The organism is Mesorhizobium sp. J428, assembly GCF_024699925.1.
In the GTDB taxonomy this organism is placed as follows: domain Bacteria; phylum Pseudomonadota; class Alphaproteobacteria; order Rhizobiales; family Rhizobiaceae; genus Mesorhizobium_A.
The window spans coordinates 5,127,956-5,145,973 of record NZ_JAJOMX010000001.1 but is presented as its reverse complement, the minus strand read 5'-3'; the positions used below and the strand labels follow the sequence as shown (position 1 = coordinate 5,145,973).

Annotated in this window: 20 protein-coding genes and 1 pseudogene; 9 read left to right on the top strand and 12 right to left on the bottom strand. The window is 63.9% G+C overall.

Annotated elements, in window-relative coordinates; all coding sequences use genetic code 11:
• Positions 1-2: 2 nt before the first annotated feature.
• The 6 genes from LRS09_RS25935 to LRS09_RS25910 all read right to left on the bottom strand — a co-directional run bounded on the left by LRS09_RS25935 (position 3) and on the right by LRS09_RS25910 (position 4,467).
• A complete protein-coding gene (locus LRS09_RS25935; RefSeq protein WP_257809932.1) occupies positions 3-1,004 on the bottom strand; it encodes a YiiX/YebB-like N1pC/P60 family cysteine hydrolase in 1,002 nt (333 codons plus the stop codon).
• Complete coding sequence (locus LRS09_RS25930) at positions 1,001-1,249, bottom strand: hypothetical protein (protein ID WP_257809931.1); 249 nt, start codon at positions 1,247-1,249, stop codon at positions 1,001-1,003. Before LRS09_RS25930 ends, LRS09_RS25935 begins: the two co-directional genes overlap by 4 nt.
• Positions 1,250-1,328: 79 nt before the next feature.
• Entirely contained in the window at positions 1,329-1,961 is a 633-nt protein-coding gene (locus LRS09_RS25925) for a transporter substrate-binding domain-containing protein (protein WP_257809929.1), read from the bottom strand.
• Between the two features lie 32 nt (positions 1,962-1,993).
• Positions 1,994-2,755, bottom strand: coding sequence for an aldolase/citrate lyase family protein (locus LRS09_RS25920; protein WP_257809928.1), 762 nt, complete (start codon positions 2,753-2,755; stop codon positions 1,994-1,996).
• 10 nt (positions 2,756-2,765) lie between these two features.
• Complete coding sequence (gene hpaH, locus LRS09_RS25915) at positions 2,766-3,548, bottom strand: 2-oxo-hept-4-ene-1,7-dioate hydratase (protein WP_257809927.1); 783 nt, start codon at positions 3,546-3,548, stop codon at positions 2,766-2,768.
• Between the two features lie 28 nt (positions 3,549-3,576).
• Positions 3,577-4,467: a dioxygenase gene (locus LRS09_RS25910; protein ID WP_374684884.1), complete on the bottom strand. Its 891-nt coding sequence runs from the start codon at positions 4,465-4,467 to the stop codon at positions 3,577-3,579.
• 266 nt (positions 4,468-4,733) lie between these two features.
• Here LRS09_RS25910 and LRS09_RS25905 point away from each other — a divergent pair, with 266 nt between their 5' ends.
• The 9 genes and pseudogenes from LRS09_RS25905 to aroQ all read left to right on the top strand — a co-directional run bounded on the left by LRS09_RS25905 (position 4,734) and on the right by aroQ (position 11,469).
• Positions 4,734-5,429: a GntR family transcriptional regulator gene (locus tag LRS09_RS25905; RefSeq protein ID WP_257809924.1), complete on the top strand. Its 696-nt coding sequence runs from the start codon at positions 4,734-4,736 to the stop codon at positions 5,427-5,429.
• Positions 5,430-5,582: 153 nt separating this feature from the next.
• A pseudogene (locus LRS09_RS25900) lies at positions 5,583-6,564 on the top strand (sialic acid TRAP transporter substrate-binding protein SiaP).
• 79 nt (positions 6,565-6,643) lie between these two features.
• Positions 6,644-7,162: a TRAP transporter small permease gene (locus LRS09_RS25895; RefSeq protein ID WP_257809923.1), complete on the top strand. Its 519-nt coding sequence runs from the start codon at positions 6,644-6,646 to the stop codon at positions 7,160-7,162.
• A complete protein-coding gene (locus LRS09_RS25890) occupies positions 7,159-8,460 on the top strand; it encodes a TRAP transporter large permease (RefSeq protein ID WP_257809922.1) in 1,302 nt (433 codons plus the stop codon). The genes LRS09_RS25895 and LRS09_RS25890 overlap by 4 nt, the downstream gene beginning before the upstream one ends.
• Positions 8,461-8,464: 4 nt before the next feature.
• Positions 8,465-8,896: a type II 3-dehydroquinate dehydratase gene (locus tag LRS09_RS25885; protein ID WP_257809921.1), complete on the top strand. Its 432-nt coding sequence runs from the start codon at positions 8,465-8,467 to the stop codon at positions 8,894-8,896.
• A gap of 71 nt (positions 8,897-8,967) precedes the next feature.
• The gene (locus LRS09_RS25880) at positions 8,968-9,723 is read left to right on the top strand and encodes a sugar phosphate isomerase/epimerase (RefSeq protein WP_257809920.1); all 756 of its coding nucleotides are present in this window, start codon (positions 8,968-8,970) and stop codon (positions 9,721-9,723) included.
• Positions 9,724-9,737: 14 nt separating this feature from the next.
• Positions 9,738-10,616, top strand: a complete 879-nt coding sequence (locus LRS09_RS25875) for a shikimate dehydrogenase (protein WP_257809919.1) — start codon at positions 9,738-9,740, stop codon at positions 10,614-10,616.
• Positions 10,617-10,627: 11 nt separating this feature from the next.
• Positions 10,628-11,002, top strand: coding sequence for a 5-carboxymethyl-2-hydroxymuconate Delta-isomerase (locus LRS09_RS25870; protein ID WP_257809918.1), 375 nt, complete (start codon positions 10,628-10,630; stop codon positions 11,000-11,002).
• 8 nt (positions 11,003-11,010) lie between these two features.
• The gene (gene aroQ / locus LRS09_RS25865) at positions 11,011-11,469 is read left to right on the top strand and encodes a type II 3-dehydroquinate dehydratase (protein ID WP_257809917.1); all 459 of its coding nucleotides are present in this window, start codon (positions 11,011-11,013) and stop codon (positions 11,467-11,469) included.
• A 249-nt stretch (positions 11,470-11,718) separates the two neighbouring features.
• Here the strand turns inward: aroQ and LRS09_RS25860 are convergent, their stop codons facing one another.
• The 6 genes from LRS09_RS25860 to LRS09_RS25835 all read right to left on the bottom strand — a co-directional run bounded on the left by LRS09_RS25860 (position 11,719) and on the right by LRS09_RS25835 (position 18,004).
• On the bottom strand, positions 11,719-12,087 hold the full coding sequence (locus LRS09_RS25860) for a hypothetical protein (protein ID WP_257809915.1): 369 nt from the start codon (positions 12,085-12,087) through the stop codon (positions 11,719-11,721).
• 546 nt (positions 12,088-12,633) lie between these two features.
• A complete protein-coding gene (locus tag LRS09_RS25855; protein WP_257809914.1) occupies positions 12,634-14,256 on the bottom strand; it encodes a GMC family oxidoreductase in 1,623 nt (540 codons plus the stop codon).
• Between the two features lie 26 nt (positions 14,257-14,282).
• Positions 14,283-15,251: a D-2-hydroxyacid dehydrogenase family protein gene (locus LRS09_RS25850; RefSeq protein WP_257809912.1), complete on the bottom strand. Its 969-nt coding sequence runs from the start codon at positions 15,249-15,251 to the stop codon at positions 14,283-14,285.
• On the bottom strand, positions 15,248-16,027 hold the full coding sequence (locus LRS09_RS25845) for an enoyl-CoA hydratase/isomerase family protein (RefSeq protein ID WP_257809911.1): 780 nt from the start codon (positions 16,025-16,027) through the stop codon (positions 15,248-15,250). The genes LRS09_RS25850 and LRS09_RS25845 overlap by 4 nt, the downstream gene beginning before the upstream one ends.
• A 13-nt stretch (positions 16,028-16,040) precedes the next feature.
• Entirely contained in the window at positions 16,041-16,796 is a 756-nt protein-coding gene (locus LRS09_RS25840; protein WP_257809910.1) for an ABC transporter ATP-binding protein, read from the bottom strand.
• Positions 16,797-16,801: 5 nt separating this feature from the next.
• On the bottom strand, positions 16,802-18,004 hold the full coding sequence (locus LRS09_RS25835) for an ABC transporter substrate-binding protein (RefSeq protein ID WP_257809909.1): 1,203 nt from the start codon (positions 18,002-18,004) through the stop codon (positions 16,802-16,804).
• Positions 18,005-18,018: the final 14 nt, after the last annotated feature.

Below are 18,018 nucleotides of genomic sequence, written 5' to 3'. Positions count from 1 at the left end.
CATCATCTCGACGCCGCGCTGTCGATGTCCGCCTCGAGATCCGCCGAACCCGCTCTTTCCCAGCTTTCGAGATCGGCGCGCAGATAGGTGACGAAGCGCAGGTGGCCCTTGCCTGAAATCGCCTGCCTGGCGATGTCGTCGGGCAATATCACCTCGCGGCCATAGGTTTCGCGGCGCGGCAATCTCAATTCGGGAATCCCCAGTTCAATCAGTTCGGTGCAGAAGACGCGCTCGCTCTCGTCCAGGCGGTAATGGTGATCGAAGCGCTTGCCGACAAAGCCGAACAGCCGGACGATGTCTGCCTCCTTCCGTGCCTTACCGAGCCGAGGCCGCAGCAGGACAACGCGGTCGGTATCCGTAAGGTGAGCAACCGGCGCCAGCGCCGTGCCGTGCGCCTGCGCCGATTCGATCACCAGTCGACCTTCGCGAACCGCTGCCTGATGGGGAACGACCGCTGGATGACTCCACAGGCCTAGGGCCTTCAGTTCGCGCTCGGAGCCGAGATATACGGCGGAATGGCCAAACAGGCCGGCGCCGGTATGTCCGGACAGCCGATGCTTGTTGCTGAACAGGAGCACGTCGAGCGGCTGCATCCGCGCGCGCAAATAGGCAAGCGCGCTGCCGTCCGAACTGAGACGGCCCTGCCGCCATTGGACCGCGGAGATCGCCATACCAATGGCAGGCGCGGCGGGCTCTGCGACGCTGATAAGCCAAGGCGGATAAGCGCCAACCTCGTTCTTCGGTCCACCGGTGGTGGCACAGGCTGCAAGACCGAGAGGCACGAACAAGGCCAGTGCCTTCAGTCCAGGTGCCAGCCTGCCTGCGACGACGCCGTTGCGTTTCACTGATTCGCCCCCATCCTTCTTGCCTCGATAGGCCTTGGGCGGGCAGGCGCCTTGATCGGTGTCAATCGATGAACAAGATGAGGTCGGCCGATGACACCCAGGCCGTCGCGTGGTGGCCGCTTGGCGCCCGACGGAATTGATATCGGCTCTCGGGGTCATTTCAACGGAGATTGAACTACGTCAACCGAATGCAGGGCTGTCAGCCGGCTCAATCTGATTGACATCGGATCTCTCGCCCGGTCGCTGACAAGCAAACGGGCAAAAAACCATCCCTGCTCGGCGTTGTCGGTAACCAGCTTGCTGAAGCCGGAAATGATTTTCTCCGGCAGTGAGCGGGCCGATTCCTGACGGGCGGGTTCTGGGGGAACACCCGGCGGGAAGTTGCCATTCTGTGCTCGCTCCATCGGGGCAACGGTCGTTGGTCACTTCACGATCATTACCTGGAGCTCAGGTTTGCATGAGGGGCTGCAGTCGCAGACCGGATCAGACCGCCATATGTCTCTCGATCCAGGGGAGATCGGTCGCGTGATCGATAGGCACCGCCACACATTGTTCGATCGAAGCGAAGCCATCCTGCAACAATCGTAGACCGATCTCGGACGATGCGTTGGCCTCAAGCGACTGTCTGATGCCCACGACAGCATCGAGCCGATGGTCGAGAAATCCCCTGAAACTTGCCGCGGGCGTATCAAAGGCGACCACCTCCGCCGATTGAAGCATGCCTCGCAGGATCTGCTCATACGCGGCCCCACGGGCTGCGGCGATGCGGGCACCCGCTCTGTCGAAGTCGGCCAGCGCAGTTTCGGATCGATCCGCCCTTGTCAGAAGAGTCGCCTGAATGGTGAGATACGGGATCGAGAAGGCGAGGCGGTCTCTGCGCTGGGGGTCGGAGGCGAGGAATGCGATGTCCCACTCATCGCGATCGGTCGCCGCATAAATCTGTGCCGCCGACTGGTAGACGACAAAACGCAAATCGACGGCCAGTTGCGCAGCAAGCCGGATCGCAATGTCGGCACTGGGGCCCTTGAAACTGCCGTCCGGATTGGCCTGCACGAGCGCGCGGTTGGCAATGTTGACGGCGGCGCGGAGCGTGCCCGGCTGGCTTGTCCTGATCATCGCCGACTGCTCACCCTCAAACCTGGCACCCTCTAGCGGAAGTTCCTAACGAGTGCCTCGCTGCCACGCGCGAGGACGCCAGCGTCGATCCCGACTGCCGTGAACAGGGTGCCGAGTTCGATGCACCGTCGCGCGAAGCCGATGTTGGGCGTCAGGAGGCCGGCCGGCTTTCCCGCTGCCTTGATGCGGGCAATCGCGTTCTCGACGGCTGCGACGACTTCCGGGCGGTCGGGCTCTCCCGGAAAGCCGAGGCTCGCGGCCAGGTCAGCCGGTCCGATGAACACGCCGTCCACCCCTTCCACCGAAGCGATATCCTCGAGGCGGTCGAGGGCGAAGCCGGTCTCGACCTGGACGAGCAGGCAGAGTTCGCTCTCTGCTTTTGTGGCATAGCCGGGGACACGGCCGAACCGGGTGGCGCGGGTGAGGCCGGACACACCGCGGATGCCGCGCGGCGGATAGCGCATGGCCGCGACCGCAGCTTCGGCTTCCTCGCGCGTTTGCACATAAGGGATGAGAAGCGTTTGCGCGCCGACATCGAGCATCCGCTTTATCAGGACGGGATCGTTGCTTGCAGGACGGACGATCGACGACACGTCGTGCGCGGCGGCGGCCTGAAGCTGCGAAAGGACGCCGATCGGATCGCTTGGCGAGTGCTCGGTGTCGAAGAGCAGCCAGTCATAGCCAGAACCGGCGACCAGTTCCGCGGCATAGCCGCCGGGCAGGCTGCACCAGAGGCCGAGTTGATGGCGGCCGGAAGCGATCGCAGCCTTGAAGTGATTGCGGGGCAGTTCCATCGTCGGGGCCCTACCGGAACGACACGCCGATGGCGCCCAACGGCCCGTAATCCGCGTGGATCACATCGCCGGCAGCGATGTCGACGGGGCGCGTGAAGGAGCCGGCGAGCACGATCTGTCCCGCGAGCAGCTTCGATCCGACTGCATGCAGCTTGTTGACGAGCCACGCGATGCCGGCAGCCGGATGACCCATGATGGCAGCCGAGACGCCCGACTCCTCGATAATGCCGTTCTTCGACAAGGTCGCGCCGACCCAACGTATGTCGACGTCCATGGGGCGGATCGTCCTGCCGCCGACGACGATGGCGCCGAAGGCGGCGTTGTCGGCAATCGTGTCGGTGATCGCGCGGGGCACCTCGGTCCTGTAGTCGATGATTTCGAGCGCCGGCACGACGAATTCGGTGGCCCGCATCACGTCATAGATGCGGGTTGCCGGACCTTCGAGGTCGCTGCCCATCACGAACGCCAGTTCCACCTCCAGGCGCGGCTTGATGAAGAGCGACGCGTCGATCTGTGCTCCGTCGTTGAACAGGGCGTCGTCGAGGATCCGGCCGTAGTCGGGCTCGGTCATCTTCGACGCCATCTGCATGGCACGCGAGGTGAGACCGATCTTGTGCCCGGCCACGCGCGCTCCGGCGCGAATGCGCTCCTCGGCCCACAAGTCCTGGATCTTGTAGGCATCTTCGATCTCCATGTGCGGAAAGGTCTGGCTCAGCTGCCGGACCGGCTTTCTCTCTCGCTCGGCCCGCAGGATCTGGCCTGCGGCTTCCGCCCTCTGCTCGTCTGTCAGCATGACTGAGTTTCCTGTGCGAATGGGGGATTTACTTGATCGGCGGCTTCGGCAGCGTCGCGACGCCGCTCTCCATGACGTAGGTGTAGTCGAGGGAGAACCACGGCGTGGCCGCGTCGCTGTGATCCGGATTGGGTTCGTCGTGACGAATGAAATCCCCCATCAGCGCCTCTGTGACGCCGAACTGGACATCGTCCGAAATGTGGGGGTCGGTCGGGTCGAAGACCTGCGAGATCAGCGTCTTGAATCCTTCCTTGAAGATCAGGGCGTGGAGGTGGGCGGGGCGATAGGGGTGGCGGCCTTGCGCCTTCAGCAGTCGCCCCACCACGCCGTTGGTCGGGATGGGATAGCCGACCATCTTGACGGTGCGGAACCAGAACCGACCGTCCTCGTCCGTGGTGAACTTGCCTCTCAGGTTCATCTCGGCCTGATCGGGATCCTGGTTCTCGTAGAGCCCGACCGGTGAGGCATGCCAGACATCGACCTCAGCACCGATGACCGGCTTGCCGTTGACGTCGACTACGCGGCCGTTGACGAAAAGCGGCTCCCCTGGCGTGTCGGAGCGAATGATCGTGCCGCCGTTTTCCACCCGGGGCGAGTTGAGGCGCCAGAACGGACCAAGCAGCGACTGTGAGGTCTCCGTCTGACCCCTGTTGCCGTTGTTGAGCAGGCAGATCAGGGTCGAGAGCCCGAGAGAACCCGACATCAGCACCATCTCATTGTGGCTGTCGGTCTGCAGCTGTCCGATCTCGTTCAGGATCGCCGCGGCGTCCCGGAACTCCGGCTCGGTCAGTCGTATCTCGCGCGCGAACGCATGCAGATGCGTCACCAGCGCCGTCATGATCTCCCGCAGCCGCGGGTCGGCGGTTTTCTGCATCACCGCGAGTGCGGCTTCGGTAACGTCTCGTTCGTTTCTGATCATGACCATCGGACCTCCCAGGCCGGAAACCACTCACTAATAAACGATTATTTGTCAAGCTGCAGGGACGCTCGCATCACCGCTCATGGTCTTCGCGGGGGAGATATCTCGGCGATTTCTCCCCGCTGGAGCCGTTTCCCGTCTGCAAGGCGACATTCGTTTGACAAGAATAATCGTTTATCATAATCGTCGCGAAATCGGGGAGGGTTAACGTGTCGAGTTCTCGTGACGACATAGAAGCGGAGGTGGACGGATCAGCCGCTCGCGCCATGCATGTCGTCGCCAATGGATTCGTGGACGACGGCAAGAACACGATCGCCAGCCAGCTGGTCGATCGACTTCGCGAAGCCATCATCTCCGGGCAGCTCGAGGCCGGCGCCAAAATCAACCTGGAAAAGGCGCGATCAATATTCCAGGTCAGCCTGAGCCCGCTCCGCGAAGCGCTGGCGCGCCTGATTTCGGACGGGCTGGTCACCTTCGAGGACAATCGGGGCTATCGCGTCGCGCCGATGTCGCTCGCCGATCTGGAAGAGATCACAAGCCTGCGCCTTGAGTTCGAATTGTTCGCTCTGCGCGAGGCGATCAGGCTGGGCGATGCAGCCTGGGAGGGGAATGTCGTCCGGGCGCTCCATCGGCTGAACAAGGAGGAGCGCGATGCGGAAAGGCCTGCGACTCTCGAGGCTTGGGAGCAGATCCACCGCCAGTTCCACCTGACGCTGATATCGGGATGCGGGAAGCCGCATCTGATGAACTTCTGCAGTGTGCTCCTGAACCTCAATGACCGCTATCGGCGGACGTTTCTCCGCGCAACCTCCGGAGATCGAAACGTCGCCTTCGAACACAGCGAGATCGCTCACGCCGCCGTGGCGCGCGACGCCGACTACGCGTCCCGGAAATTGCACGACCACATACGCCGGACCGGTGGAAACCTTCTGACGCACATTGCCGCGAAGGGGGTGACCTGATGCGGATGTCAGCAAGCCCACGTCGCGGCAGCAACCTATGCAAGATCTGCGGAGGGTTCCGCAGTGAATGACGAAGCGGGTGGCTGACAGGCTGCACCACCCAAACGAGTTCCAGGACTCCTTCGGTTCGCAGTCATACTTAGGGAGGAAAACATGACGATCCTGAACAGACGGGCCCTGCTCGCCGCATGCGCTATCGGCTCGATGCTGATGTCACTGCCGGCTCTGGCGCAAGAGAAGGCACAGCTCCGCTTCTCCGCGATCTTCTCGGACAGAGACATCCGTGCGGAGATGATGGAGACGTTCAAGAAGGCGGTTGCCGACGACTTCGCCGTCGAGAACTATTACAACGGTTCACTCTTCAAGCAGGGAACCGAGCTCGTCGCGCTCCAGCGCGGCAACCTCGAAATGGGCAACATAGCCCCGCAGGACTTCGCGAAACAGGTTCCCGCCTGGTCGCTGCTCACGTCGGCCTACCTCTTCCGCGATGTGGACCATCTCAACAAGTTCTTCGCGAGCGATGTCGGGACGGAGATGAAAAAGCTGGTCGAGGATCAGCTCGGGGTGAAAATCCTCGGCCCGACGTTCTTCGGCACGAGGCAGGTCGGACTGAAGGGCAACAAGAAGATCAACACGCCCGCCGACATGGCCGGGATCAAGCTGCGCATGCCCGGCGGAGATGCATGGCAGTTCCTCGGCTCGGCTCTGGGTGCAAACCCGACGCCGATGGCGGTGACCGAGGTCTACACCGGACTGCAAACCGGCGCGATCGACGGGCAGGACAATCCGTTGCCGAACGTCCAGACTCTCAAGTTCTACGAGGTGATGAACCAGATCGTCCTGACGTCGCATCTCGTCGGCTTCGATCTCCTGACGATCTCCAAGGCTGCGTGGGACAAGATGTCTCCGGAACAGCAGGCGAAGGTCCAGGCCGCCGCGAACGAGGTCATCGAATGGAGCGCGCAACAGCACACCGCCAAGGAAGCCCAGCTGGTCGAGTTCATGAAACAGCACGGGCTTGAGGTACACGCCCGACGTGGCAGCGTTCCGCGAGTATGCTCAGAAGAAATACCTCGAGTCCGATCTCGCCAAGGAATGGCCTGAAGGAATGATCGAAAAGATCAACGCCCTCTGACACGAGTGGGGGCGGGGCCTGTGCGCCCGCCCCCTAATTCCTTGACGCGGTGGTTGTCTGACGACCGAGGGAAACGTCCATGATTCCGAGACTGAGAGCGGCGGGCGGGTGGCTCTATGCCCGTGCGGAGAACGTGCTGGCGGGGATGCTGGCGGTGATGTTCGCCGCCTTCCTGCTGCAGATCCTGTTCCGCTACGTGCTGAACTGGCCGACCGGCTGGACCAACGAGCTGAGCGCGGTGCTCTGGATCTGGATCGTGCTGTGGGGCGCGGCCTTCGTGCTGACCGAGCAGGAGGAGATGCGGTTCGACCTGATCTACGCATCGGTCGGCCCGCGCACGCGCGGCGCGATGTTCTTGATCTGCGCTGCCTCGCTCATCTTCCTCTACGGCTTCTCGTTCCCGGCAGTGGTCGACTACGTCACCTTCATGAAGGTCGAGAAGACGGCCTATCTGAAGCTGCGCTTCGACTGGGTGTTCTGCATCTACATCGTCTTCGTCGTCGCCATCATCGTCCGCTACCTCTGGCTGTCCTGGCAGGTGCTGCGCGGCTCGGCGCCCGAAGAATTCGACCCCACCAAGGCAGGATCCGGCGTATGAGCCTCGCCAGTCCCTTCTCGATCTGTATCGTCGCCATCACGGCGCTGGCGCTGCTCGGTCTTCCGGTGGGCCACGCGATGATCGCAGGCTCCATCCTCTATCTCTGGATGGCCGGGCTCGACATGGGCACGGCCGCCGAGCAGTTCCTCAACGGGATGTATTCGAACTACATCATCCTCGCCGTGCCGCTGTTCATCCTGGCGGCCGAGCTGATGAACATCGGCTCGATGACCGACCGGCTGATGAGCTTCTGCAACGCTATCGTCGGCCGCTTCCGCGGCGGGCTCGCCCAGGTCAACATCCTGCAGTCGATCATCTTCGCCGGCATGTCGGGCTCGGCCATCGCCGACGCTGCGGGCTCCGGCAAGATCATGCAGAACATGATGACCGCCGACGGCAAGTATCCGGCGAGCTACGCCGCCGCACTGACGGCGGCCACGGCGGTGATCGGGCCGATCATCCCGCCGTCGATCCCGATGATCATCTATGCGCTCGTCTCCGACGCCTCGATCGGCTACCTGTTCCTCGGCGGCGTCATTCCGGGCCTGCTGATGGCGGCCTTCCAGATGGCGCTGGTCGCGATCCACGCCCGCACCCGCAATTTCCCCGTCGAGGCGCCGACGCCGCTGCGCGAGATACCGCGCATCACCTGGCAGGCGCTGCCGGCGCTGCTGATGCCGGTCGTTCTCCTCGGCGGTATCTATTCGGGCATCACGACGCCGACGGAGGCCGCAGCGGTCGCGGCCGCCTACGCGCTGTTCATCTCGGTGGTCCTCTATCGCAGCGTGTCCTTCGGCGACTTCTACCGCTCGGTGCTGGCGAGCGCGCGCACCACCTCCTCGATCGGCATGCTGATCGCCGGCGCGCTGGTGCTCAACTACGTCGTCACGGTCGAGAACATTCCGCAGTCGCTGAGCGTGCTTCTGACCAGCTGGGACCTGTCGCCGACCGGCTTCCTGATCATGGTCAATCTCATCCTGCTGGTCCTCGGCTGCGTGCTCGAGGGAACGACGATCATCCTCGTCATCCTGCCGGTGTTCATCCCCACCGCCAACGCGCTCGGCATCGACCTGGTCCACTTCGGCGTCATGTGCGTGGTCAACATCATGCTCGGCCTCGTCACGCCGCCCTACGGCCTGCTGCTGTTCATCATGACGCGCATCGCCAATGTGCCGCTGTGGGATATCGTCAGGGACGTGCTGCCCTTCCTCTACACGATGGTCGCCTCGCTCATCATCATCACCTTCTTCCCGGACGTGGTGCTGTGGCTGCCGCGCCTCTTCGGATACCAGGGATAGCCCGATGAAGCCGATCTACGTCCTCAACGGCCCCAACCTCAACCGCCTCGGCAAGCGCGAACCCGAAATCTACGGCACAACGACACTCGCCGAAGTCGAGGAGATGTGCCGAAAGGCGGCGGGCGAGCGGGCAATCGTCTTCCGGCAGTCGAACTGGGAAGGCCAGATCGTCGACTGGATCCACGAGGCGATCGACGAAGGCGCGGCCATCGTCATCAACCCGGCGGGCCTTACCTTCACATCCATCCCGATCCTCGATGCACTGAAGATGTTCAAGGGCCCGATCATCGAGCTGCATATCTCCAATGTGCATCGCCGGGAAGCGATCTACCACAAGTCGCTGATCTCACCAGTGGCAACGGCCGTCATCGCCGGGCTGCAGGTCCACGGCTACGTCGCCGCGATCACGGCGATCCTTGCCAGCGAATCCGCCTGATCGCCATGATCCCGCAACTCGGCCTTGCCCACTTCTCGGCAATCAATGTCCCGCCGGAAGAGTTTGCGCGTATGGCTGCGGCCGCAGGCTACGCCAGGATCGGGCTGCGTCTGTGCCCTCCATTTGCCGGAGCACCGCACTATCCGCTGCGCGCCGGGTCGGATGCGCTTCGCACTCTGTCGCGCCTCTGCGCGGACATGGGGATCGACGTCTACGACATCGAGGCTGTGGTGATCGATGCGGAATTCGCGCCGCGTATAATGGTGCCGACACTGGAGGCAGCAGCGGAACTGCGCGCCACCCGGCTGACCGTCGCCGGTGACGATCCCGACCATGGAAGGCTGGCGGCCAACTTCGCTCTCCTGTGCGAGCTCGCTTCTCCCTATGGCGTGAGCGTCGACATGGAAAACATGGGGTGGCGATCGATCGCGACATATGCCCAGGCTGATGCGCTGGTCGCCTCGGCTGGCGCCGACAATGCCGGCGTTCTGGTCGACGCGATCCATTTCTTCCGCAATGGCGGCGACATCGCGCAACTGCGCGGCGGCCTGCTCCGTGTTCATAGCGTCCAGCTTTGCGACGTCACCGGCCCCGCGCCGGCGACGTCCGAGGCCATGACGGCGGAAGCCCGCGCCGGCCGCGTCGCGCCGGGAGAGGGAGACCTTCCCCTCCACGACTTGCTCGACGCCTTGCCTCCGGCCACCTGCATCTCCGTCGAAGTCCCCATGAGCGAGCCCAGTCGTTCGGCGGGTGAGCATATCCGGCATCTGATGGCCTCCACGCAGCGGCTCTTTAGAGCCCTGAGCAAACCATTCTCGAAACGCTAGGGCCGGTTCTTCGTATGTCGCAGACTGAAATCAGTGCGTTCGACGCCAGGCCCAGAATCAAGGTCGGTTTAATCGGTGCCGAGATCCAGGCATCGAAGTCTCCGGCCCTGCACGAGCGGGAAGCTGCCTTTCACGGCTTCGACTATTCGCACGAGTTGATCGATCTCGCCGTTCACAACTGCGGCGCAGAAGCCCTGCCGCTGATCCTGAGGGAAGTCGAGGACAAGGGCTTTGCCGGAGTCAACATCACCTTTCCGGTCAAGCAGGCGGTTATCGAACATCTTACCGACCTGTCTCCGGAAGCGCGTTCCCTGGGGGCGGTCAACACCGTCGTCCTGCGGGATGGAAAGCGTATGGGACACAATACGGACTGGTACGGTTTCCACGAGAGCTTCCGCCTGAACTTTTCCGACGTGCCGCGCCGTTGCGCCCTGCTTCTTGGTGCGGGCGGAGCCGGCTCCGCAGTCGCGCACGCCGCGCTCACGCTGGGAGTCGAGACCTTGCTCGTGCATGACGTCGAGCGAGCACGCGCCGACGCGCTCGCGGCCCGACTGAACACGGAATTCGGTGCGGGCCGCGCCGTTGTTGCGTCCGACATCCCGAAGGCGATGTTCATGGCCGATGGACTGATCCACGCAACGCCGACGGGCATGGCGAAGCATCCGGGCCTTCCACTCGACGGGGATCTTCTGCTCCCCCGTCATTGGATCGCCGACATTGTCTACATGCCGCTGGTCACTCCGTTGCTTGCCCGCGCGCGGGAAGTCGGCTGCCGTGTGCTCGATGGCGGCGGCATGGTCGTCTACCAGGCCGTCGGCGCGCTGAGGCTCTTCGCCGGGATCGAGGCGGACCCGGCCCGGATGCGCAGCCATTTCACCACCCTTATCGGCTAAGGGGGTCGGGCGTGCCGCATATCCTGATCGACTACAGTTCCGGTGCCGACGAGGTGATTGATATGGCACGGCTGGTCGAAGCCGTGCACCGCGCCGCTCGCTCCAGCGGCCACTTCGCCCCAAACGTCGTGCGAACCCTCGCACGCGGCGCCGACTATTCCCTTGTTGCCGACGAGAACCCGCTCAACCACTTCGTCCAGATCACCGTAAGGATGGCGCCGGGCAGGAGCAGGGAGGTCCGGAAGGCCTTCGCGCAAGCTGTCTTCGACGCGGCATCAGCGACGGTTCCCGATGCGTGGTCGCGCGGCCGTTTCGCTCTTCGCGTCGATGTGACGGAGTCCGATCCCGAGCTCTCCCACCAGCGAAACCTGCTGCCAAAGGAATAGGTGCCCGCATGAACACGATCTACGTCATCAACGGTCCCAACCTCAATCTGCTGGGAAAGCGCCAGCCTCACATCTACGGTCACGAGACGCTCGAGGACGTCAAGGAAGCATGTATCAAGGTCGGCTCGGAGAGTGGCCTTGCCGTGAAGTTCATGCAGAGCAATTCGGAATCGCAGATCATCGAGTGGATCCATGAAGCGCGGGAGGCGGCCACGGGCATCGTCATCAATCCTGCAGCGTTCACCCACACTTCCGTGGCGATCCTCGACGCCCTCAACACGTTCGATCATCCGATCATCGAGGTTCACATCTCGAACGTCCACAAGCGCGAGCCATTCCGCCATCATTCGTACGTTTCGGGCATCGCCTCAGGGGTGATCGCCGGATTCGGCACCCAAGGCTACGTCTTCGCCGTGCAGCGGATGGCACAACTGCTTGCTGCTACAGCTACGGAGAGGATGTCATAGTGACGCTGGCTGTGACGCGGCGTTGTCCATTCGTACGCGAACCGGACCGGTAAGCTGGCAGGTCCGGCGATGGTGAGCTGTTCGGGTCGAGGAAGGTGAAGAGGGTCGTCCGGTTTTGGGGTCTTGGAGACTGGCATAACGGGCCGGTTGCCGTGCGGCGGGCGGGCCGTGTCCCGACCGTCCGGCTACGACCGGGAGACGAGCCAAGGCTGCCCCTCGTCGCGCGATTGAAAGGCGACTGCACTACCATTATCGGCTACAATGGGGGAGCAGCCTGCCGGTCAACGCTTGCGCTGCATCGATGAGGTTGCCTGTCGTTCTCATGAGCGAGGCGCGGTCCCTCGTCGTCAGCCACTGATTCAGGATTCCTACGAAACAGGCATAGATGAAATCGGTCCCTTCCTCGATCCGAGGCGCGTTGTCAGGGCGGACGTTGCGGCAATCGCGAAGGTATGCGCTGTACAGAGACCTGATTTCCCGTTCCTTCTGGGCCGCAAGGTGCTCGGCATGCGCAACCCGCAGGACGTAGAGCGTCATCTCCTGCAGGACGAGTTGCTCTGCGGGCGCTTTCTCGATCTCCCCCCCAGATGAACCCGAGGAGATCCTGTATCCGGTCATGCAGGTCCTGCGGCTGGGTGAAGCCGCCTCCATGGCGGGGCCGACGATGGCTCAGTTGAACGCCTGCGCGGCTTCGTCGAGGCAATCATGGAATTCTGGCGGGACGCCTAATATCTACCATAAGAGCATCAGCTCCAAACACCCGTCCTTAGACGCGAGTCTTGTCCGCCAGCAGGCAGAACGGAAGTGGATGCCACAGCCTGCACAGATGCGAGCGGAAAGGATAAATGAAGAAGACCGCATGTCGAACCAGCTCTGCAACGTCTGCATCGAGGCGCATTGCAGACAGGCAGTGTGGACCGGAGGCTAAAAGCCTGCTCCGGCTAATACGAACGGTCCTGGACTTGGCGTAATTACTTCAGGCGCGACATCAAGCGAACCGAAGCAACAGGTTCGACGAAGTAGAATATTCGTTGGAAGGAATGTACTTCATATAATGACAAGCTAAGGCGCCTCCCGCCTGAATTGGACGATGGCCGCTGGTTGCCACCTGAAGATCGGAAGTCAGATGTTACAATGATAGGCCTGTGGACGGCCTTGCGGCCCTCAGGTCCTCGCATCCTCCAGCATCATGCCCGCACCCTTTTCCGCGATCATGATGGTGGGGGAATTGGTGTTACCCGAGGTGATCGTCGGCATCACCGATGCGTCGATGACGCGCAGGCCCGCGACGCCGCGGACCCGCAGCCGTCCGTCGACCACGGCACGCTCGTCGCCGTCGGGGCCCATACGGGCAGTGCCGACGGGGTGGAAGATCGTGGTGCCGAGGTCGCCGGCCGAGACCAGCATCTCGGCGTCCGACTGAATGTGGGCGCCCGGCTTGTATTCCTGGGGCCGATAGGGCGCCATGGCCGGCTGTGAGACGATGCGGCGCGCCCATTTGAGCGAATCCACCGCCACCTGCTTGTCCTCTTCCGTCGACAGGTAGCGCGGGCGAATGTCCGGCGGGTCGGTCACGGTCGGGCCCGAGACGTGGATCGAGCCGCGGCTGGTCGGGCGCAGATTGCACACGCTGGCGGTGAAGGCGTCGAACGGGTGCAGCCCGTCGCCCCAGGCGTCCAGCGACAGCGGCTGGAAGTGGAACTCGAGGTTGGCCGTCTCGTAATGCGGCTGCGAGCGCACGAAGGCGCCCATCTGCGACGGTGCCATGGTCAGCGGCCCGCGGCGCCTGAGCGCGTAGTCGACGCCCATCATGGCGCGGCGGAAGAGGTTCTTGTAGTCGCCGTTCAGAGTGCGGATGCCGCTGACCTTGTAGATCGGACGGATCTGCAGGTGGTCCTGCAGGTTCTCGCCCACGCCAGGCACCTCCACCAGCGGCACGATGCCATGCGCCTTGAGCCGGTCTGGGTCGCCGATGCCGGAGCGTTCGAGGATGCCGGGCGAGGCGACGGCGCCGGCCGACAGCACAATCTCCCCGCGGGCGGTGGCCGTCACCCGGCGGCCGTCCTTGACATAGACGACGCGGCGGGCGCGGCCGTCCTCGAACTCGACGCGGTCGACATGGGCGCCGGTCTCGACCACGAGGTTCTGCCGGCCGAGAACCGGCTTGAGGAAGCCGCGCGCCGCGCTCCAGCGCCGGCCCCGCCTCTGGTTGACCTGGAAGTAGGACGAGCCCGAATTGTCGCCGGTGTTGAAGTCGTCGATCTTGGGCACGCCGGCCTCGGCGGCCGCGTCGCGCAGCCGGTCGAGGATATCCCAGCGCACGCGCGGATACTCCACCCGCCACTCGCCGCCCGAGCGGTGCAGGTCGTTGGGCGGGCTCTGGTGGTCCTCGTGCTTGAGGAAGAAGGGCAGCACGTCGTCCCAGCCCCAGCCGGTCATGCCCATCTGGCGCCAGCCGTCATAGTCGCGCGCCTGGCCGCGCATGTAGATCATGGCGTTGATGGCGGATGAGCCGCCCAGCACCTTGCCACGCGGATAGGCGAGTGCGCGACCGTTGAGGCCCTCCTCGACGGCGGTCTTGAACAGCCAGTCGGCGCGCGGATTGCCAATGGCGAAGAGATAGCCGACGGGGATGTGGAACCAGATCCAGCTGTCCTTGCCGCCCCCTTCCAGCAAGAGCACGCGCTTCGATGGATCGGCAGACAGCCGGTTGGCCAGCACGCAGCCCGCCGAACCGGCGCCCGCGATGATGAAGTCGAACGCGCCCCCGGAGATCGAATCGGTCATTGTCACTTCCCTCCGGAGACGGCCGGCTACGGATTGAGGATACGCACCGGATTGCCGTCGAGCCAGGCCCTGATGTCCTCGACCGCGTCACCATAATAGATGCGGTAGGTCTCGTCCGTAACGTAGCCGAGATGCGGCGTGGCGATCACGTTGGGCAGGTCTCGGAGCGCATGGTCGAGCGGCAGCGGCTCCGTGTCGAACGTGTCGAGCCCGGCGCCGGCGAGCCCCCCGCCACGCAGGGCCGTGACGAGAGCGGCCTCGTCGACCAGCGGGCCGCGCGAGGTATTGACGAGCACCGCACCCGGCTTCATCCGCTCGAACTCAGCGGCGCCGATAATGCCCCGCGTCTCGGTGTTCAGCGTCAGATGCAGCGACACCACGTCGGCGCGCGCCAGGAGTTCGTGGAGCGACGCCGCATGGCCGATGCCGAGGCCTTCACAGCGCTCGGGCGTCGAATTCTTCGACCAGCCGACGACATCCATGCCGAAGGCCTTGCCATAGGCGATGACCCGCTGTCCGAGCTTGCCCAGGCCGACGACCCCGAGTGTCCTGCCATGGAGGTCGCGGCCGGTGGTGAGCTGCCATTGCGTCCCGCCGGCGTGGAAATTGGCGTTCTCGGCCGGGATGTTGCGCATCAGCGCGAGCAGAAGCCCCCAGGCCAGTTCAGCGGCCGGGCCGACCGAACCACGCGTGCCGACGACCGTGACGCCCGCCGCCTTCGCCGCCGCCATGTCGATGGCGGCGTTGACCATACCGGTGGTCACCAGCAGCTTGAGGTTCGGCAGCCGCGCAAAAAGGGCGGCGTCGAACGTAGTGCGTTCGCGCATCGCGACGACGATCTCGAATGCCGCCAGGCGCTGCGCCAACGCGTCGCGGTCCGCAACGTTGTCGGCGAAGCGGGTGATGGCGACCGCAGGCGCAAGCGTCGCCCAGCCGGCCGCGCCGAGCGCGACGTCCTGATAGTCGTCGAGGATGGCACAGCGAACGGCGGTCATGGCGTTATGCCAGAGTAGTCGGCCTTGCGCTTCTCGACAAAGGCCGTCTGCGCCTCGCGGGTCGCCGCGCTGGTCGACAGCGCGTGCGTGATGGTTTGCTCGTAGCGGTAGGCGTCGCGGACCGGCATCTGCTCAACCGCCTGGAAGCCCCGCTTGATCTCCTTGACGACAAAGGGGCTCTTGGCGGCGATCTCGCGGGCGATGGTCATGGCCTCTTCCATCAGCTTGTCGCCCGGTACGCAGGCGCTGATGACGCCGAGTCGGTAGAGTTCGGCCGCGCTGATGCGCCGGCCGGTGAAATAGAGCAAGCGCCCCCAGGAACGGCCGAGATGCTCCATCATCATCTTGCCGCCGCCGGCAAGGCCGACGTCGATCTCGGGCATTGTGAACCAGGCGTCCTCCGAGGCGATCATGATGTCGGAGTAGAGCATGGTGACGAAGCCAGCGCCGATCGCCGGACCGTTCACCGCGCAGATCACGGGCTTGGTGCAGTCTGAGATCGCGTAGAAGCATTCGCGGGTGATGCGGTTGTGGCTGATGTAGTCGCCCGGCTCCTTCACCATGGTCCGGCGCTCCTTGATATCGGCGCCGGCGCAGAAGGTCTTGCCGTCGGCCGTGAGCACGACAGTGCGCACGTCGTCGCGATCAGACATCGAATCGAAGATCCAGATCAGTTCCTCCCGCATGCGCCGGTTCTGCGCGTTCACCGGCGCCCGCGCCAGCGTGACGACCGCAATTCCGTCGGCGACCTCGAGCCTGCAGGTCTGGAGCTCCATGATGTCTTCCTCTTCAGTGGCCGGCGGCCGTGCCGCCGAGATAGCGCTTGGAAAGGCTGTCGCGATCGCGCAGCTTGTCCGACGGACCCTCGCTGCTGAGCCGGCCGTTCTCCAGAACATAGCCGTAGTTGGCGTGGCGGAGCGCCAGCGAAACGTTCTGCTCGACCACCAGGATCGACAATTGGCGTTCGCGGCTGATGTTGCCGAGGATGGTGAAGATATCGGCGGCGATCCTGGGCGCCAGGCCAAGCGAGGCCTCGTCCACCATCAGCAATTCGGGCTGGGCGAACAGCGCCCGACCGATGGCAAGCATCTGCTGCTCGCCGCCCGACAAATAGCCGGCTTGCGACTTCGCCCGCTCCTGGAGCGCGGGGAAGTAGTGATAGACTTCCTCGTAGACACGGCGGGCCACGGAGGGGCCGCGGCTGCCGCGCGCGAAGAGCGCGGCCTCGAGGTTCTCCTCGACCGTCATGGTCGGGAAGACGAAACGGCCCTCGCGCACATGCAGGATGCCGCGACGGGCCAACTGGTAGGACGGCAGCGCGGCGACATCGTCGCCGCGGTACCGGATGTTGCCGGTGACGATGCGGCCGTTCTCGAACCGCAGCAACCCCGAGATCGCCTTCAGCGTGGTCGATTTGCCGGCGCCGTTGGCGCCGAGGAGGGCGACGAAACCACCCTCCGGCACGGTGATCGAGACGCCGTCGAGCGCCTCGATCGCCTGGCCGTAGACCACGCGCAGATCGGTGATTTCCAGGGCCGCCGTCATGCCTGCTACTCGATCTTGCCCCAGGGGGTCTCTTCGGTGACGGTCAGCTTGCCGTCCTTGATGTTGTACCGGTAGAGCACACCGTAGGGGATGCGGTTGTTCTCGAACTTGATCTTCGTGCCGAAGACGCCGCCGCCATCGAAGCCTTCGATCGCGTTCATCTCCTTGATCAGGTTCTCGCCGTTGAGCTCGACGCCCTTCTCGATGGCCGCGCCGATCGCCTCGCGCAGTAGCAAGGCCGCGCCCCAGCTCTGCATGTAGCCGATGTTTGCGTAGCCGGTGTGCGGCTTGTCGGTCCAGGTCTTCAGATAGCCGTTGATGGTCTTCATCATGGGCGTATCGCTCTGGCCGACCAGCAGGTTGACCGTGACGGTGCCGAGATAGTTGTCGGCCGCGTCGCCGATGGTCGAGACAACGTCCGGGTGCGAGCCGAAGATCGTGCCCATCACCTGCGCCTCGACGCCGTAGTCGCGCAGCAGCTTGACTATCTCGGGCCACACATTGGCGGCGTAGCCGTGGAAGATGACGTAGTCGGGACGCGCCTGGCGCACCTGGATGGCGTGCGAGGTGACGTCGACCTCGACGAACTTGGTCTCCTGCTCGAGCACGATATCGATGCCCATCTCGGCAGCGTATTTGCGCGCGTTCTCGAGCGGGTCGCGGCCGAATTCGGAGGCGCTGTAGACGATGGCGACCTTGTTCCCGGCGCCCTTGGCCTTGATGTAGTTGAAGAGCTGCTTGATCTGGTCGGAGTAGTTGGAGCCGACCAGGAAGTGCAGCGGGTATTTCTGGGTATCCACGAGATCCGACGCCGCGCCGGTCGACGACATCAGCACCTTGTAGGTCTCGTTGTTCTCCGGCGAGATGGCGCGCACGAAGGGCGTGCCGTCACCGCCGGAGAAGACGACGTCGCCGTTGGCGACCGCCTTTTTGAAACCGGCCACGCCGAGCTCGACCTTGTACTCGTCGTCGTAGAACTCGATGGCGATGTTGCGGCCCTTGATGCCGCCGTCCTTGTTGATCCAATCGACGGCGTGCTGCCAGCCGACCTGCTGGGCCTGACCGGTCACGGCCAGGGGGCCGGTCAGCGGCAGCGGCACCCAGAACTTCAGGTCCTTCTCCTGCGCCACGGCGGCACCGCCGAGCGCACCGGCCAGGACCGTCGCGCCCATCAGCGCGATGACCTGTCTCCTCACCAACTTCGTCATTCCCGTTCCTCCAC

Bases quoted from the DNA above. Each gene is read 5' to 3' on its own strand.
- LRS09_RS25840 (WP_257809910.1), bottom strand. From the start codon at position 16,796: ATGACGGCGGCCCTGGAAATCACCGATCTGCGCGTGGTCTACGGCCAG.
- LRS09_RS25925 (WP_257809929.1), bottom strand. From the start codon at position 1,961: ATGATCAGGACAAGCCAGCCGGGCACGCTCCGCGCCGCCGTCAACATT.
- LRS09_RS25890 (WP_257809922.1), top strand. From the start codon at position 7,159: ATGAGCCTCGCCAGTCCCTTCTCGATCTGTATCGTCGCCATCACGGCG.
- hpaH (WP_257809927.1), bottom strand. From the start codon at position 3,548: ATGCTGACAGACGAGCAGAGGGCGGAAGCCGCAGGCCAGATCCTGCGG.
- LRS09_RS25930 (WP_257809931.1), bottom strand. From the start codon at position 1,249: ATGGAGCGAGCACAGAATGGCAACTTCCCGCCGGGTGTTCCCCCAGAA.
- LRS09_RS25880 (WP_257809920.1), top strand. From the start codon at position 8,968: ATGGCTGCGGCCGCAGGCTACGCCAGGATCGGGCTGCGTCTGTGCCCT.
- LRS09_RS25835 (WP_257809909.1), bottom strand. From the start codon at position 18,004: ATGACGAAGTTGGTGAGGAGACAGGTCATCGCGCTGATGGGCGCGACG.
- LRS09_RS25895 (WP_257809923.1), top strand. From the start codon at position 6,644: ATGATTCCGAGACTGAGAGCGGCGGGCGGGTGGCTCTATGCCCGTGCG.
- LRS09_RS25920 (WP_257809928.1), bottom strand. From the start codon at position 2,755: ATGGAACTGCCCCGCAATCACTTCAAGGCTGCGATCGCTTCCGGCCGC.
- LRS09_RS25905 (WP_257809924.1), top strand. From the start codon at position 4,734: ATGCATGTCGTCGCCAATGGATTCGTGGACGACGGCAAGAACACGATC.
- LRS09_RS25935 (WP_257809932.1), bottom strand. From the start codon at position 1,004: ATGACCCCGAGAGCCGATATCAATTCCGTCGGGCGCCAAGCGGCCACC.
- LRS09_RS25910 (WP_374684884.1), bottom strand. From the start codon at position 4,467: ATGATCAGAAACGAACGAGACGTTACCGAAGCCGCACTCGCGGTGATG.
- LRS09_RS25860 (WP_257809915.1), bottom strand. From the start codon at position 12,087: ATGACCGGATACAGGATCTCCTCGGGTTCATCTGGGGGGGAGATCGAG.
- LRS09_RS25845 (WP_257809911.1), bottom strand. From the start codon at position 16,027: ATGGAGCTCCAGACCTGCAGGCTCGAGGTCGCCGACGGAATTGCGGTC.
- LRS09_RS25875 (WP_257809919.1), top strand. From the start codon at position 9,738: ATGTCGCAGACTGAAATCAGTGCGTTCGACGCCAGGCCCAGAATCAAG.
- LRS09_RS25855 (WP_257809914.1), bottom strand. From the start codon at position 14,256: ATGACCGATTCGATCTCCGGGGGCGCGTTCGACTTCATCATCGCGGGC.
- LRS09_RS25885 (WP_257809921.1), top strand. From the start codon at position 8,465: ATGAAGCCGATCTACGTCCTCAACGGCCCCAACCTCAACCGCCTCGGC.
- LRS09_RS25850 (WP_257809912.1), bottom strand. From the start codon at position 15,251: ATGACCGCCGTTCGCTGTGCCATCCTCGACGACTATCAGGACGTCGCG.
- aroQ (WP_257809917.1), top strand. From the start codon at position 11,011: ATGAACACGATCTACGTCATCAACGGTCCCAACCTCAATCTGCTGGGA.